Annotated in this window: 11 protein-coding genes; 3 read left to right on the top strand and 8 right to left on the bottom strand. The window is 68.8% G+C overall.

Annotation, left to right across the window (positions count from 1 at the left end; all coding sequences use genetic code 11):
• Nucleotides 1–38 precede the first annotated feature (38 nt).
• On the top strand, nt 39–779 hold the full coding sequence (locus AC3WRV_RS03905) for a hypothetical protein (RefSeq protein WP_492312213.1): 741 nt from the start codon (nt 39–41) through the stop codon (nt 777–779).
• Between the two features lie 46 nt (nt 780–825).
• Here the strand turns inward: AC3WRV_RS03905 and AC3WRV_RS03900 are convergent, their stop codons facing one another.
• Complete coding sequence (locus tag AC3WRV_RS03900; protein ID WP_492312212.1) at nt 826–1,356, bottom strand: hypothetical protein; 531 nt, start codon at nt 1,354–1,356, stop codon at nt 826–828.
• A gap of 88 nt (nt 1,357–1,444) precedes the next feature.
• Entirely contained in the window at nt 1,445–4,567 is a 3,123-nt protein-coding gene (gene putA, locus AC3WRV_RS03895; RefSeq protein ID WP_492312211.1) for a bifunctional proline dehydrogenase/L-glutamate gamma-semialdehyde dehydrogenase PutA, read from the bottom strand.
• Nucleotides 4,568–4,676: 109 nt separating this feature from the next.
• Between putA and AC3WRV_RS03890 the strand changes: the two genes are divergently transcribed.
• Nucleotides 4,677–5,138: an Lrp/AsnC ligand binding domain-containing protein gene (locus tag AC3WRV_RS03890; protein WP_492312210.1), complete on the top strand. Its 462-nt coding sequence runs from the start codon at nt 4,677–4,679 to the stop codon at nt 5,136–5,138.
• A 71-nt stretch (nt 5,139–5,209) separates the two neighbouring features.
• Complete coding sequence (locus AC3WRV_RS03885) at nt 5,210–6,295, top strand: glycosyltransferase family 4 protein (protein ID WP_492312209.1); 1,086 nt, start codon at nt 5,210–5,212, stop codon at nt 6,293–6,295.
• A 228-nt stretch (nt 6,296–6,523) separates the two neighbouring features.
• On the opposite strand, the gene AC3WRV_RS03880 is transcribed toward AC3WRV_RS03885, so the two are convergent.
• From AC3WRV_RS03880 to AC3WRV_RS03855, 6 genes are all read right to left on the bottom strand, one after another.
• The gene (locus AC3WRV_RS03880) at nt 6,524–7,594 is read right to left on the bottom strand and encodes a substrate-binding domain-containing protein (protein ID WP_291838327.1); all 1,071 of its coding nucleotides are present in this window, start codon (nt 7,592–7,594) and stop codon (nt 6,524–6,526) included.
• Nucleotides 7,595–7,662: 68 nt separating this feature from the next.
• Nucleotides 7,663–8,046: a hypothetical protein gene (locus AC3WRV_RS03875; RefSeq protein ID WP_492312208.1), complete on the bottom strand. Its 384-nt coding sequence runs from the start codon at nt 8,044–8,046 to the stop codon at nt 7,663–7,665.
• 78 nt (nt 8,047–8,124) lie between these two features.
• On the bottom strand, nt 8,125–9,522 hold the full coding sequence (lpdA, locus tag AC3WRV_RS03870) for a dihydrolipoyl dehydrogenase (protein WP_492312207.1): 1,398 nt from the start codon (nt 9,520–9,522) through the stop codon (nt 8,125–8,127).
• Nucleotides 9,523–9,533: 11 nt separating this feature from the next.
• Nucleotides 9,534–10,184 (bottom strand): hypothetical protein, encoded by a 651-nt coding sequence (locus AC3WRV_RS03865; protein WP_492312206.1) that lies wholly within the window; start codon nt 10,182–10,184, stop codon nt 9,534–9,536.
• 30 nt (nt 10,185–10,214) lie between these two features.
• Nucleotides 10,215–11,849, bottom strand: a complete 1,635-nt coding sequence (locus tag AC3WRV_RS03860; RefSeq protein WP_492312205.1) for a dihydrolipoyl dehydrogenase family protein — start codon at nt 11,847–11,849, stop codon at nt 10,215–10,217.
• 1 nt (nt 11,850) lies between these two features.
• Nucleotides 11,851–12,975 carry an alpha-ketoacid dehydrogenase subunit beta gene (locus tag AC3WRV_RS03855; RefSeq protein WP_492312204.1) on the bottom strand — a complete coding sequence of 375 codons (1,125 nt, stop codon included), beginning with the start codon at nt 12,973–12,975 and terminating at the stop codon, nt 11,851–11,853.
• Nucleotides 12,976–12,977 lie beyond the last annotated feature (2 nt).

Raw genomic sequence — 12,977 nt, 5'->3', positions numbered from 1 at the left:
CGTTGCGGATACCGGCCGTCGGAGGCAGGGTGCCTGCCATGCGTTTTCCGCTCCATATCGCCCTGTGGCCACTAGTCCTCGGCGCCCTCGCGCAGCCGGTTCTGGCGCAGGATCAGCAGAGCGTCTCCGTCTTCGACCTCCGCGATCCCGTTCGGGCGCTGGCGTTCGACCCGACCGCATACTTTCCGTCCCCATCCATCCGGGATCGTTCGATCATCAGGATCGTCTACACCGGGGACGACTATGGATGGCCTGTCTACGCCATCGCCGTCGCCGAAGGCTGCGTTGACGGAGAAGCGGTCGGGGATCAGTGCGCTTCGCGGTTGAGAGCCCGCATGGTGCGGGCGCCCGCCCCGCCCGGGATGGAGCGGCTCCGCCAACGGGGCCTTTACCTCCTCAATGAGCTGGGCAAACGGGGCGCGACCTCTACCCCGCTGATCCGGGCCGCCCTGGCTGAGCTCGGGACGGAGTGGCTGGAGGCCGACCTGCGCGCCTGCCCCGGGGCCGTCGCGGCGCTGGGGCGCGCATCCGATGCACGGTGGACGCCCAATGCCGTCACCCGTTTCGATCACGATCCCACTGTGGCCGACTACCTGGAGGGTCTTACGCTCCACGCGGACGCTGTCCGGGTGGAGTTCCAGCAACACTTCAGGCGCTCGACCTACATCGGGGACGCCGGGGAAGGCACGCCCGCTGGCTGGGCCGTGGATCTGGCGGCGGTGATCGAACCCTGCTGGCGCCCCGCGAACACGCCGCCGCCGTGGTCGGCGGAGAGCTGAGCCCCATCCCCGCCGATCCAGTTCAAGATGGACAGCGCAGGCCCGCTCAGTTCGACGGCCACTCGAACAGCTGGTCGCCGGCCGACTCCAGGTCGCTGGCGCATCGCGGCTGCACCGGATGGGTGCGGCGGCCGTTCTCGTACATGTGGCCGATCGGTTCGGACTGATAGCAGACGACCGCCTGTTCGCCGTTCGGCGTGATGGCCAGATTCCAGTTCACGCTGCCGCCAGCGCGTGGGTCGTAGCCCGAGGCGACCAGGGCGGTCTCGGTGCGGAAGATCGGAACCACCACGGTGTCGCGGTCACGCGCCAGCGCGATCGCCTCCGCCGGAGCGCCCGACGTCTCCAGGGCCCGGCGCACGTCGGGATGGTCGATGAAGGCGACCCCGTCCACTTCGTCGAATGGATATTTGCCGACATAGGCCGACAGCGGCGGCGCGGCCTGGGCGACAGGAGCGCCGGCCGCGGCCGCGGCCGGCGGGGCGGGTTCCGCGGGTGCGGCGGGCGCTTCGCTTTCAGCGGCGGTGCAGGCGGACGCCAGGACGGCGAAGGCGGCGGCGGCGACCAGACGTTTCATGACGAACTCCGTGGGACTGTCTCCAGACTAGGGAGGAAAGCCGTGACCGGAAAGCCGCCATGAGGCGCCGGGAACTGACGCCTCGCGCCTACAGGTTCAGCAGCGCCGGGTCGCCGCCCTGGGCGGAGATGTTGTTGCTGATGGCCTTTTCCGACGCATAGCGGATCAGGCTGTAGGGGCCGCCCGCCTTGGGACCGGTGCCCGACAGGCCTTCGCCGCCGAAGGGCTGGACGCCGACGACCGCGCCGATGATCGAGCGGTTGATGTAGACGTTGCCGGCGGGGACCAGGCGCGCGACCTCGTCGGCGAAGGCCTCGATGCGGCTGTGGACGCCGAGGGTCAGGCCGTAGCCGCGCTGGGCCAGCTTGGACGCCGTCTCCTTCAGCTTCGGAGGCTCGTAGCGGCAGACGTGCAGGATCGGGCCGAAGACCTCGCGCTCCAGATAGTCCGGGGTCGGGATCTCGGCGATGGTCGGGGCGAACAGGTGGCCCTTCTCCGCGCCCGCCGGCAGTTCGGCGCGGGCGATGATCTTGGCGTCGCCGCCGAGACGGGTCAGGTGGGCCTCGAGCGCGGCCTTGGCGTCGGCGTCGATGACCGGGCCGATGTCGGTGGCGGGATCGGAGGGGTCGCCCACGACCTGGGCCGCCAGCGCGCCCTTCAGACCCTCGATCAGGGCGTCGGCGGCGTCATGCGGGACATAGAGCAGGCGCAGGGCCGAGCAGCGCTGACCCGACGAGCCGAAGGCCGACAGGATGACGTCGTCGATGACCTGTTCCTTCAGCGCCGTGGTGTCCACGAACATGCCGTTCAGGCCGCCGGTCTCGGCGATGAAGGGGATGATGGCGCCCGGGCGGGCGGCCAGGGAGCGGTTGATCAGGGTCGCGGTGTCGGTGCCGCCGGTGAAGGCGACGCCGTCGATGCCGGGGTGCGAGACCAGGGTCGCGCCGACCGTCTCGCCCCGGCCGGGGACGAGGGCCAGCAGGTCGGGGTTCAGCCCGGCCTTGTAGTACAGGCGCACGGCTTCGGCGGCGATCAGCGGGGTCTGTTCGGCGGGCTTGGCCAGGACGGCGTTGCCGGCGGCCAGGGCTGCGGCGATCTGGCCGGTGAAGATGGCCAGCGGGAAGTTCCACGGGCTGATGCAGGCGAAGACGCCGCGGCCATGCAGGACCAGCTGGTTGATCTCGCCGACCGGGCCCTTCAGCTCGGTCGGGCCGCCGAAGTCGCGTTCGGCCAGCATCGCGTAGTAGCGGCAGAAGTCGGCGGCCTCGCGGATTTCGGCGACGGCGTCGTTCAGGGTCTTGCCGGCTTCGCGCGACAGCAGGGCGACCAGACGATCCATGTCGGCCTCGAGCGCGTCGGCCATGGCGCGCAGCACCGGGGCGCGGCCCAGGCCGCCCTTGCGGTCCCAGGCGACCTGGGCGCGGGCGGCGGCGTCGACGGCGGCGTCGATGTCGGCGGCCGTGGCTTCGGAGACGTGGCCGAGGACCTGGGTCGTGTCGAAGGGATTGGTCACGTCCTGGGCGTGGGTCCCGGCCTTCAGCTTGCCGCCGATCAGGGGGCCGGAGGTCAGCTTCTCGCTGTCGACCTTTTCAAGGGCGCGGGCATGGCGCTCGCGGTCGGCGGCCTGGCTGTAGTCGCGGCCCAGCGAGTTCTGGCGGTCCATGTACATATCCTTCGGGGTCGGGATCTTGGCGTGACGGTCGGGATGGGCCTCGACGGTCGTGATGGGGTCGGCGGCGACGGCGGAGGCCGGGACGCGCTCGTCCAGCAGGGCGTGGACGAAGGAGGAGTTGGCGCCGTTCTCGAGCAGACGGCGCACCAGATAGGGCAGCAGGTCCTCATGCCCGCCGACGGGAGCGTAGGCGCGCACCGTAACGGGCCCGAAGGCGTCGCGGGCAGCGTCGTAGAGGGCCTCGCCCATGCCGTGCAGGCGCTGGAACTCGATCTTCACGCCGCGCTCGGACGCCATCTTGTAGACGGCGGCCAGGGAGTGGGCGTTGTGGGTCGCGAACTGGCTGTAGATGTGCGGCGACGCCTCGATCATCAGGCGGGCGCAGACCAGGTAGTTCAGGTCGGTCGCGGCCTTGGTGGTGAAGACCGGATAGTCGGTGCGGCCGAACTGCTGGGCGCGCTTGATCTCGGTGTCCCAGTAGGCGCCCTTGACCAGACGGACCATCAGGCGGCGGCCCGACGACTTCGCCAGCTCGGCCACGCGGCGGATCACCTCGGGGCAGCGCTTCTGATAGGCCTGCACCGCCAGGCCCAGACCGGTCCAGCCGCCCAGTTCGGGCTCGCGGGCGAGACGGTCCAGCAGCTTCAGCGACAGGGCGAGGCGGTCGGCCTCCTCCGCGTCCATGGTGAAGTTGATGTCGTACTTGGCCGCGATCAGGGCCAGGCGCTTGATGCGCGGATAGAGCTCGGACCAGACGCGGGCCTCATGCGTCGCCTCGTAGCGGGGCGACAGGGCCGACAGCTTGACCGAGACGCCGTGGCCGACCTCGGGCCCCTGGCCCTTGGAGGTCTTGCCCACCGCCTCGATGGCGTCGGCGTAGATCTTCTCGTAGCGCTCGGCGTCGTGGGCGGTGCGGGCGCCTTCGCCCAGCATGTCGAAGGAGCAGAGCCAGCCTTCCTTGTTGGACCGCTTCAGCGCGCCCTCGATGGTGCGGCCGACCACGAACTGCTCGCCCATGATACGGACGGCGGCGGCGACGGCCTCGCGGATCACCGGCTCGCCCAGGCGGCCCACGATGCGCTTGAGGAAGCCGGGCAGGTCGGTGCGGGCCTCTTCGTCCACGTCGACCAGCTTGCCGGTCAGCATCAGGCCCCAGGTCGAGGCGTTGACGAACAGGCTGTCGGACTGGCCCAGGTGGCTGGCCCAGTCGGCGGAGCCGATCTTCTCGGCGATCAGGCGGTCGCGGGTCTCTTCATCCGGGGTGCGCAGCAGGGCCTCGGCCAGGCACATCAGGGCCAGGCCTTCGCGGGTGCCGAGGCTGAACTCCTGCAGGAAGCTTTCGACCACGCCCTGCTTCTTCACGCTGGCGCGGGCGCGTTCCACCAGGTCGGTGGCGGAGGCCAGGACGGCGGCGCGCTCGCCCGTGTCGAGGGGAATGCGGTCCAGCAGGCCGCGGACGGTCGCGGTCTCGTCGGCGAATTTGCCGTGATCCAGGGTGTCCCAGCCGGCGACGCTGGAGGGGGAGAAGGCGGTCGTCATGGGCGGGATGTCCTGAGCTTGAAGCGCATATATGGCGGACACTGCCGAATGTGCATCGTATGATACTCTCGGGAGCCGAAGATCGTTCGGCACAAGGACTGTTCTGACGATGGATAATCTCGACTCGGTGGACCGCCGGCTGCTCAAGGCGCTGCAGGAGGACGGCCGTCTGTCCAACGCGGAATTGGCCCGGCGGTGCAATCTGTCGGCCGCGGCCTGCTTCGAGCGGGTCCGGCGGCTCCGCGAAAAGAAAGTGATCACCGGCTACGCCGCCCTGATCGATCCGGCCAAGGTCGGGCGGGGGCTGATGATCTTCGTCGAGGTGCTGCTGGACCGGACCACGGGCGACATGTTCGAGGCTTTCGCCGAGGCCGTGCGCCGCCAACCCGAGGTGCTGGAGTGCCACATGGTCGCCGGCGGCTTCGACTATCTGATCAAGGCCCGGGTCGGCGACATGGACGCCTACCGCGCCTTCCTGGGCGACGTGTTGGTGCGGATGCCCGGCGTGCGCGAGACCCGAACCTACGCCGTTCTCGAAGAGGTGAAGGCGACGACGGCGTTGCCGCTTTAACCGCGTCTCGCCAACGTCGTCGCAAACCGCTAGACCGGTTGCCCGATCAACGGCGGAGCCTTCCGGCCCACATGCGCATCGTTCTGGCCACCGACGCCTGGGAGCCCCAGGTCAACGGCGTCGTCCGCACCCTGTCCCGGATCACGGCGGAATGCCGAGCCATGGGCCATGAGGTCGAGGTCGTCGAGCCCAGCCAGTTCAAGACCATCCCCTGCCCCACCTATCCGGAGATCCGGCTGGCGCTGGGGGCCGAGGAAGAGATCCGCGAACGCCTGCGCGCCTTCGAGCCCGAGGCGGTTCACATCGCCACCGAGGGCCCAATCGGCATCGCCACGCGCCGCATCTGCGTGGAATGGAAGCTGCCCTTCACGACCAGCTACCACACCAAATTCCCCGAGTACGTCTCGGCCCGGTTCCCGATCCCGGTGCAGGTCGGCTACGCCTACATGAAGTGGTTCCACAAGCCGTCGGGACGGCTGATGGTCGCCACCCCGACCCTGCGCGACGAGCTGACGGCGCACGGCTTCCGCAACGTCTCGCCGTGGACGCGGGGCGTGGACACCGAGCAGTTCAACCCCGACCTGCCGCGCATCTATGACGAGCTGGGCGGCAAGGACTGGCCGCGCCCCTTCTTCCTGAACGTCGGCCGGGTGGCGGTCGAGAAGAACATCGAATCCTTCCTGGAGCAGGACCTGCCCGGCACCAAGATCGTGGTCGGCGACGGCCCGGCCCGCGCCGAGCTGCAGGAGAAATACCCGGAGGCCAAATTCCTGGGCGCCCGGTTCGGCGAGGAGCTGGCGCGGTGCTTCCGCGACGCGGACGTCTTCGTCTTCCCGAGCTGGACCGACACGTTCGGCCTGGTGATCCTGGAGGCCATGGCCACGGGCACGCCGGTGGCCGCCTATCCGGCGCACGGCCCGATCGACATCATCCCGGGCTCCGACGCCGGGGCGATCGACAAGGACCTGCGGACCGCATGCCTGGAGGCGCTGAAGTGCGACCGGGCCACGGTGCGCGCCTATGCCGAGAAATTCAGCTGGCGGGCCTCGGCCGAGCAATTCATCGAGAACCTGCAGCCCTATCCGGAACCGGATCGCGGGCGCTTCTGGCGACGGCTGCGCCGGATCGCGCGGCTGCGGCGCAAGGCGGCGGCGTAAAAGCGCCGGCCCCTTCCGTCGGCGCCGCCTCGCGGTCAGGGGGGAGTTCGAGACGACGCCGACGGGCCGGCCCATCGGCAAACGAGCCGCACACAACCTATAGCACGCGTCAGGTTAACGACACATCCTTTAGTTACATGGATGGTCACCCGGGGCGACGGGCGAAGACCAGAGACAGAAAAGGCCCCGGATCGCTCCGGGGCCTTTCTCGTATCGGCGAGGCCGATCCTACTTCGTCGGCGCGGTCATGACCGTCAGCGCCTGGGCGATGGCGCGCTGGGCGACCAGCTGGTCCTCGGGCAGCGGCACCAGGCCGCGGTCCTGCAGGTAGCCGCCACGACCGGCGGCGGCCTCGGACATGAACTCCATCACGAACTGCTCGAGGCCCGGGGTCACGCCCACGTGCTGCTTTTTGACGTAGATGTAGAGGCTGCGGGCCAGCGGGTAGGAGCCGTCGGCGATGGTGTCGGCCGAGGGGGCGACGCCGTCGATGGTCTCGGCCTTCACCGTGTCCATGTTCTGCTCCAGGAACGAGAAGCCGAACACGCCCAGCGAACCCGGGGTGCGGGTCAGGGTCTGGACGATGGCGTTGTCGTTCTCGCCCGAGTCGATCCACAGCTGATCCTCGCGGACGGTGTGGGCCAGCGTCTCGAAGCGGTCCTTGTCAGCGGCGGCCAGGGCGGCCAGCGACGGGATCTCCTTGGCGCCCGGGGCCATGCCCAGCTCCAGGAAGGCGTCGCGGGTGCCCGAGGTGGGCGGCGGGCCGTAGACCTGGATGCGCTGGGCCGGCAGGGCCGGGTTCACCTGCTGCCAGGTGGTGGCCGGGTTGGCGACGAGGGCGCCGCCGGCGCCCGGAACTTCCTTGGCCAGACCGAGGTAGAGGTCTTCCAGGCGGAAGTTGAAGCTATTGCCGCTGCGGGCGGTGGCGATGACGATGCCGTCGAAGCCGATCTTGATCTCGACGATGTCGGTGACGCCGTTCTTCTGGCACAGCTCGAACTCCGACTTCTTCATCGGACGCGAGGCGTTGGCGATGTCCGGGGTCGAGGGGCCGACGCCCTGGCAGAAGGCCTGGATGCCGCCGCCCGTGCCCAGCGATTCGACGCGCGGGGCGGCGCCGCCCGAGGTGCGCTGGAAGTTTTCGGCCACGCGGGTGGAGAAGGGGAAGACGGTCGAGGAGCCGGCGGCCCAGATGCCCGCGCGCGGCGCTTGCGAACCGGGGGCGCCGGCGTTGTCGCCACAGGCGCCGAGGGCGAGAAGGGCGACCGCCGAGGCGGCGGCGAGCAGGGTGCGGGTCATCGTCAGTCTCCGGACAACGGGTGAGGTGCGCCGCTTAGACCAGAGGTTTGTGACGGTTGGGCGAAGGTTCAGCGCGGCAGTTCCGCCACCGTCGGGCGGCCGCCGTCGTCACCGTCACACGCCAGGGCGCGATAGGATTCCACTTCGCCGCTGACGGGGCGGTAGGCGGGCCGGAGCTGGCTATGACCGCGCATGTCCACCTCGCCCGCCGCGTTCAGCGTTCGCCAGGTCGCGGACGAATAGGTTCTCGCCGCGCAATCGAACCAGTAGTCCCGTTCACGTCGCGCGCCATCGGGACCCTGGACCGTCAGGGTCAGACGGACGCGGTCGTGTTGAGTCAAAATCGAGGCCCTGTCCGCATGGACGCGGTTCGCCCCTGTCGAAAAATCCACCCACGGGCCTTTGACTGGAGCGGGGTCCTGAACGAGGGCGGCAAGCATGAGAATCAGCATGGCGATCTCCTTTAAGCCGCCATCCTAGGCCTCAGGGGACCCGTACGGGCTGATGAGACCTGACGCGTGGTCAAGCTGTCAGATGTGGATGGCGTGTCCCAGCGCGCGCAGGGACGCCTCGTGGAAGGCCTCGCCGAGGGTCGGGTGGACGTGGATGACGCCGGCGACGTCTTCCAGCACCGCACCCATCTCCAGCATCTGGGCGAAGCTGTTGGCCATCTCGGACACATGCTGGCCGACGGCCTGGACGCCGAGCAGGCGGTGGTCGGCCTTCGACGCGATGACGCGCACGAAGCCGCCGTCGTCGCCCGCCTCGATGGCCAGGGCGCGGCCGATGGCCATCAGGGGGAAGACCGCCTGGATGACGTCGTCGCGGCCCGCCACGTCCTGCGGACCGAGGCCCGCCGAGACGATCTCCGGCTCGGTGAAGCAGACGGCGGCGATGGTGACGGGGTCGAACTTGCGGTCATGGCCGGCGATGATCTCGGCGACCACCTCGCCCTGGGCCGAGCCCTTGTGGGCCAGCATGGGCTCGCCGGTCAGGTCGCCGACGGCCCAGACGTTCTTCATGCTGGTGGCGCAGCGGTCGTCGATCTTCACGAACGGCCCGGCCATGGCAACGCCCATGTTCTCCAGCCCCCAGCCCTGGGTGCGCGGCTTGCGGCCGACGGTGACCAGGACCTTGTCGGCCGCGATCTTAATCGCCTGGCCGTCAGCGCCGGTGACGTTCAGCGCGCCGTTCTCGAAGGAGCCCGCCTTGGCGCCGAGATGCAGCTCGACCCCGTGCTTCTTCAGCCAGTTGGCGACCGGGTCGGTCAGGGCCTTGTCATAGAGCGGCAGCAGGCGGTCGGCCATTTCGACGATGGCGACCTCGGCCCCCAGCTTGCGGAAGGCGATGCCCAGTTCCAGCCCGATATAACCGCCGCCGACGACGACCAGCTTGGTCGGCACAGCATCTAGCGACAGGGCCTCGGTGGAGGAGATGACGTCGCCGCCGAACTTCAGGAAGGGCAGCTCGACCGGCTCGGAGCCGGTGGCCAGGATGACGTGCTCGGCGGTGATGGTGATGTCGCCGTCGGCCGTCTTGACCGTGCAGGTCTTGGCGTCGGCGAAGGTCGCCCAGCCGTTGATGACCTTGACCTTGGCCTTCTTGAGCAGGGCCGCGACGCCGTTGTTCAGCTTACGGACGATACCGTCCTTCCACGCGACCGTCTGCTTGAGGTCGATCGCCGGCGTGGCGGCGGTGATGCCCAGGGTGCCGCCCGCGGCGGCCTTGGACACGGTCTCGAACTTGCCCGCGGCGTGGATGATGGCCTTGGACGGAATGCAGCCGACGTTCAGGCAGGTGCCGCCCAGGCCGTCGCCGCCGTCCACCAGCACGGTGTCCAGGCCCAGCTGGCCACAACGGATGCCCGCGACATAGCCGCCGGTGCCGGCGCCGATGATGAGGACTTTGGTTTTGAGGGTCTGGGTCATGAGAAGCTTTTTTAATCGATCGGCTGATTGAGGCGGCGCCTCGAAACTGCATCCAGAGCTCCGAGCAACGCCTCCTGTTCAACCACATCGCCAAGCATGGTGATGGTGGTTTTGACAGGTCGCTCCGGCTCAGCTTCCTGCGGAAGTTTTAGCCCGACATACTTCCCGACCTCAGCGATGGCATTTCGACCAGAAGCGACGTCGCATGCGGCGAACATCTGGTTCAATAGGTGCGAAATGAGGTCGCCGAACGGTGTACCTTTCCCGGGACCGTCCGAGGTCGAGATCGTCTCGTCAGGGCTCCGGAACACGCCGTGTACAGGCATCCCGTCGAGCATGACCACCCTGTGAGCCGGATTGACCGCAACCTGTCGAAAGGAAGCCGCAATGTCTTCCATTCGCTCAGCGATCACCAGTCGGTAACGATCCACCGCGACGAGCCGCGGCGCGACCAGATGCCATATGTGCGTATGCGCGACCCGAAGCTCCACGATCGTCTGATCAGCTTCCTCGAAGATGTCTATGCAGCATTCCGGCGAGAATGACGGTTGAAGCAAGAGCCTCAACGCGCGAAGGGGCTTCCCCCTCTGCCAAGGCTCATTGAACCCCTGAAGGCCGAGAGCGCGACAGACCGCGTCAGGAGTATATTGCTCTAACTGCATCGAAGCCTCCATCGTGAGAGCGTAGCGCCCTCACCCCATCCACAACGTCGCCGGATGCTCCAGAAGCCCCTTGATCCGCTGCACGAAGACCGCCGCGTCGTGGCCGTCGACGATGCGGTGATCGAAGCTGGAGGACAGGTTCATCATCTTGCGCACGACCATCTGGCCGTTCCGCACCACGACGCGTTCCTCGATCTTGTTCGGACCGACGATGGCCACCTCGGGGTGGTTGATGATGGGGGTGTGGACGAGGCCGCCCAGGGTGCCCAGCGAGGTGATGGTGATGGTCGAGCCCGACAGTTCGTCGCGCTTGGCCGAGCCGTCCTTAGCGGCGCCCGAGACGCGGGCGATTTCAAGAGCGGTATCGTAGGGATCACGCGCCTCGGCGTGGCGGACCACCGGCACCATCAGGCCGTTCGGCGTCTGGGCGGCGATGCCCAGATGCACGGCCGCGTGCTGGGTCAGGACCCCGGCCTCGTCATCGTAGGTCGCGTTGATCTGCGGCTGGTCGCGCAGGGCCACGACGATGGCGCGGGCGATGAAGGGCAGGACGTTCAGCTTGGGCTGGTCCTTGGACTTCGTCGCGTTCAAGTGGGCGCGAAGCTCCTCCAGCGCCGTGACGTCGATCTCCTCCACATAGGTGATGTGGGGGATGCGCCTGACGCTCTCGGCCATCTTCTCCGCGATCTTGCGGCGCAGGCCGATGATGCGGACCTCGGTCGTCCCCTCGGCCTTGGCGTAGGTCGAGCCGGTCGATCCGGAGGCGGACGATGCGGAACCGCCCGAGGCCACGAAGGCGTCCAGGTCGGCGTGCTCGATGCGCCCGGCGGGGCCGGAGCCGGGCACGAACTGGAGCTCGACGCCCAGGTCGCGGGCGCGGTTGCGCACGGCCGGCGAGGCCAGCGGACGCTGGTTGCGGTCGGAGAGGGTGCGCGGCTTGCTGTCGGAGGCGACCGGAGCCGGGGCGGCCTTGGGCGCAGGCGCGGGCTTGGCGGCGGGCGCCGGCGCGGCCTCGACTTGTTGCGGCGCAGGGGCCGCGGCCGCGGCCACATTGCCCTTGCCCTCGACCTGGAAGCTGACCAGCGGGCCGCCGACGGGGACCTGCTGACCGGCCTCGCCGTGGATGGCCACGACCACGCCGGTGACCGGCGAGGTGATCTCGACGGTGGCCTTGTCGGTCATGATGTCGGCGAGGATCTGGTCCTCGGACACGCTGTCGCCGACCTTGACGTGCCAGCCGACCAGCTCCGCCTCGGCGGTGCCCTCGCCCACGTCCGGGAGCTTGAAGACATAGTTGGCGCCGGTGGCCGGTTGCACGTCCGGAGCGGCGGCGACGGGCGCCGGATCGGCCTTGGCGGCCGGGGCCGGCGCGGCTTCGGCCTTCGGCGCCGGGGCGGGTTCGGCGTCGGACGCATTGCCGGCGCCCTCGACCTCGAACTCGACCAGGGGGCCGCGCACGGGGACCATTTCGCCGGGCTGGCCGTGGAGGGCCAGGACTTTGCCGCTGACCGGGGCGGTGATCTCCACCGTCGCCTTGTCGGTCATGATGTCGGCGACGATCTGGTCCTCGGCGACCACGTCGCCGACCTTGACGTGCCAGCCGACCAGTTCGGCCTCGGCGGTGCCTTCGCCCACGTCGGGCAGTTTGAAGACGAAACGACCCATGTCAGCGACCTCCGCTCATGGTGGCTTTCAGGGCGTCGGCCACGCGTTGCGGGCCGGGGAAGTATTCCCACTCGAAGGCGTGCGGATAGGGGGTGTCCCAGCCGGTCACGCGCGCGATGGGGGCCTCCAGGTGGTAGAAGCAGCGCTCCTGCACCAGGGCCGACAGCTCGGCGCCGTAGCCCGAGGTCTTGGGGGCCTCGTGCACGATGACGCAGCGGCCGGTCTTCTTCACCGAAGCCTCGATGGCCTCGATGTCCAGCGGCACGAGGGTGCGCAGGTCGATGACCTCGGCGTCCACGCCCGCGTGCTCGGCTCCAGCGAGGCTCACCCAGACCATGGTGCCCCAGGCCAGGATGGTGACGTCGGGGCCTTCCTTCATGATGCGCGCCTTGCCGATCGGCTCGACGTATTTGCCGGTCGGGACCTGGGCCAGGTCCTGGGCCTTCCACGGCGAAACCGGCTTCTCGTGCCAGCCGTCGAAGGGGCCGTTGTAGAGGCGCTTGGGCTCGAAGAAGATGGTGGGGTCGTCGTCCTCGATGCAGGCCGTCAGCAGGCCCTTGGCGTCATAGGGGTTGGACGGCACCACGACCTTCAGGCCGGCGATGTGGGTGAACAGGCTTTCCGGCGACTGGCTGTGCGTCTGGCCGCCGAAGATGCCGCCGCCGTAGGGGCTGCGGACGGTGATCGGCGAGGTGAACTGGCCGCCCGAGCGGTAGCGCAGCTTGGCCGCTTCCGAGACGATCTGGTCGTAGGCCGGGTAGATGTAGTCGGCGAACTGGATCTCCACGACCGGACGCAGGCCGTAGGCGCCCATGCCGATGGCGGCGGCGACGATGCCGCATTCGCTGATCGGGGCGTCGAAGCTGCGGGTCAGGCCGTGCTTCTGCTGCAGCTGGTCGGTAACGCGGAAGACGCCGCCGAAATAGCCGGCGTCCTCGCCGAACGACAGGACGTTCGGGTCTTCCGACATCTTGGTGTCGATGGCCGAGTTGAGGGCCTGGATCATGTTCATCGGCACGACGTCGCCTTTGGGCGCGGTCGAGGCCGGGGCGTTGGAGGCGGTGACCATGTCGGGTTCGACGCCGTCGTTGCGGTCGGCTTCGGTGAAGGTGGTTTGCTCGCTCATGA

This window comes from Brevundimonas sp. EU05-FHT14B11 (assembly GCF_058790835.1).
Note: the sequence above shows the minus strand (reverse complement) of the source record. Positions and strands in the feature narration are given on the sequence as shown.

What these genes read in the sequence shown, in the direction of transcription:
- AC3WRV_RS03905 (WP_492312213.1), top strand. Translation starts at nt 39, where the DNA reads ATGCGTTTTCCGCTCCATATCGCCCTGTGGCCACTAGTCCTCGGCGCC.
- AC3WRV_RS03900 (WP_492312212.1), bottom strand. Translation starts at nt 1,356, where the DNA reads ATGAAACGTCTGGTCGCCGCCGCCGCCTTCGCCGTCCTGGCGTCCGCC.
- putA (WP_492312211.1), bottom strand. Translation starts at nt 4,567, where the DNA reads ATGACGACCGCCTTCTCCCCCTCCAGCGTCGCCGGCTGGGACACCCTG.
- AC3WRV_RS03890 (WP_492312210.1), top strand. Translation starts at nt 4,677, where the DNA reads ATGGATAATCTCGACTCGGTGGACCGCCGGCTGCTCAAGGCGCTGCAG.
- AC3WRV_RS03885 (WP_492312209.1), top strand. Translation starts at nt 5,210, where the DNA reads ATGCGCATCGTTCTGGCCACCGACGCCTGGGAGCCCCAGGTCAACGGC.
- AC3WRV_RS03880 (WP_291838327.1), bottom strand. Translation starts at nt 7,594, where the DNA reads ATGACCCGCACCCTGCTCGCCGCCGCCTCGGCGGTCGCCCTTCTCGCC.
- AC3WRV_RS03875 (WP_492312208.1), bottom strand. Translation starts at nt 8,046, where the DNA reads ATGCTGATTCTCATGCTTGCCGCCCTCGTTCAGGACCCCGCTCCAGTC.
- lpdA (WP_492312207.1), bottom strand. Translation starts at nt 9,522, where the DNA reads ATGACCCAGACCCTCAAAACCAAAGTCCTCATCATCGGCGCCGGCACC.
- AC3WRV_RS03865 (WP_492312206.1), bottom strand. Translation starts at nt 10,184, where the DNA reads ATGCAGTTAGAGCAATATACTCCTGACGCGGTCTGTCGCGCTCTCGGC.
- AC3WRV_RS03860 (WP_492312205.1), bottom strand. Translation starts at nt 11,849, where the DNA reads ATGGGTCGTTTCGTCTTCAAACTGCCCGACGTGGGCGAAGGCACCGCC.
- AC3WRV_RS03855 (WP_492312204.1), bottom strand. Translation starts at nt 12,975, where the DNA reads ATGAGCGAGCAAACCACCTTCACCGAAGCCGACCGCAACGACGGCGTC.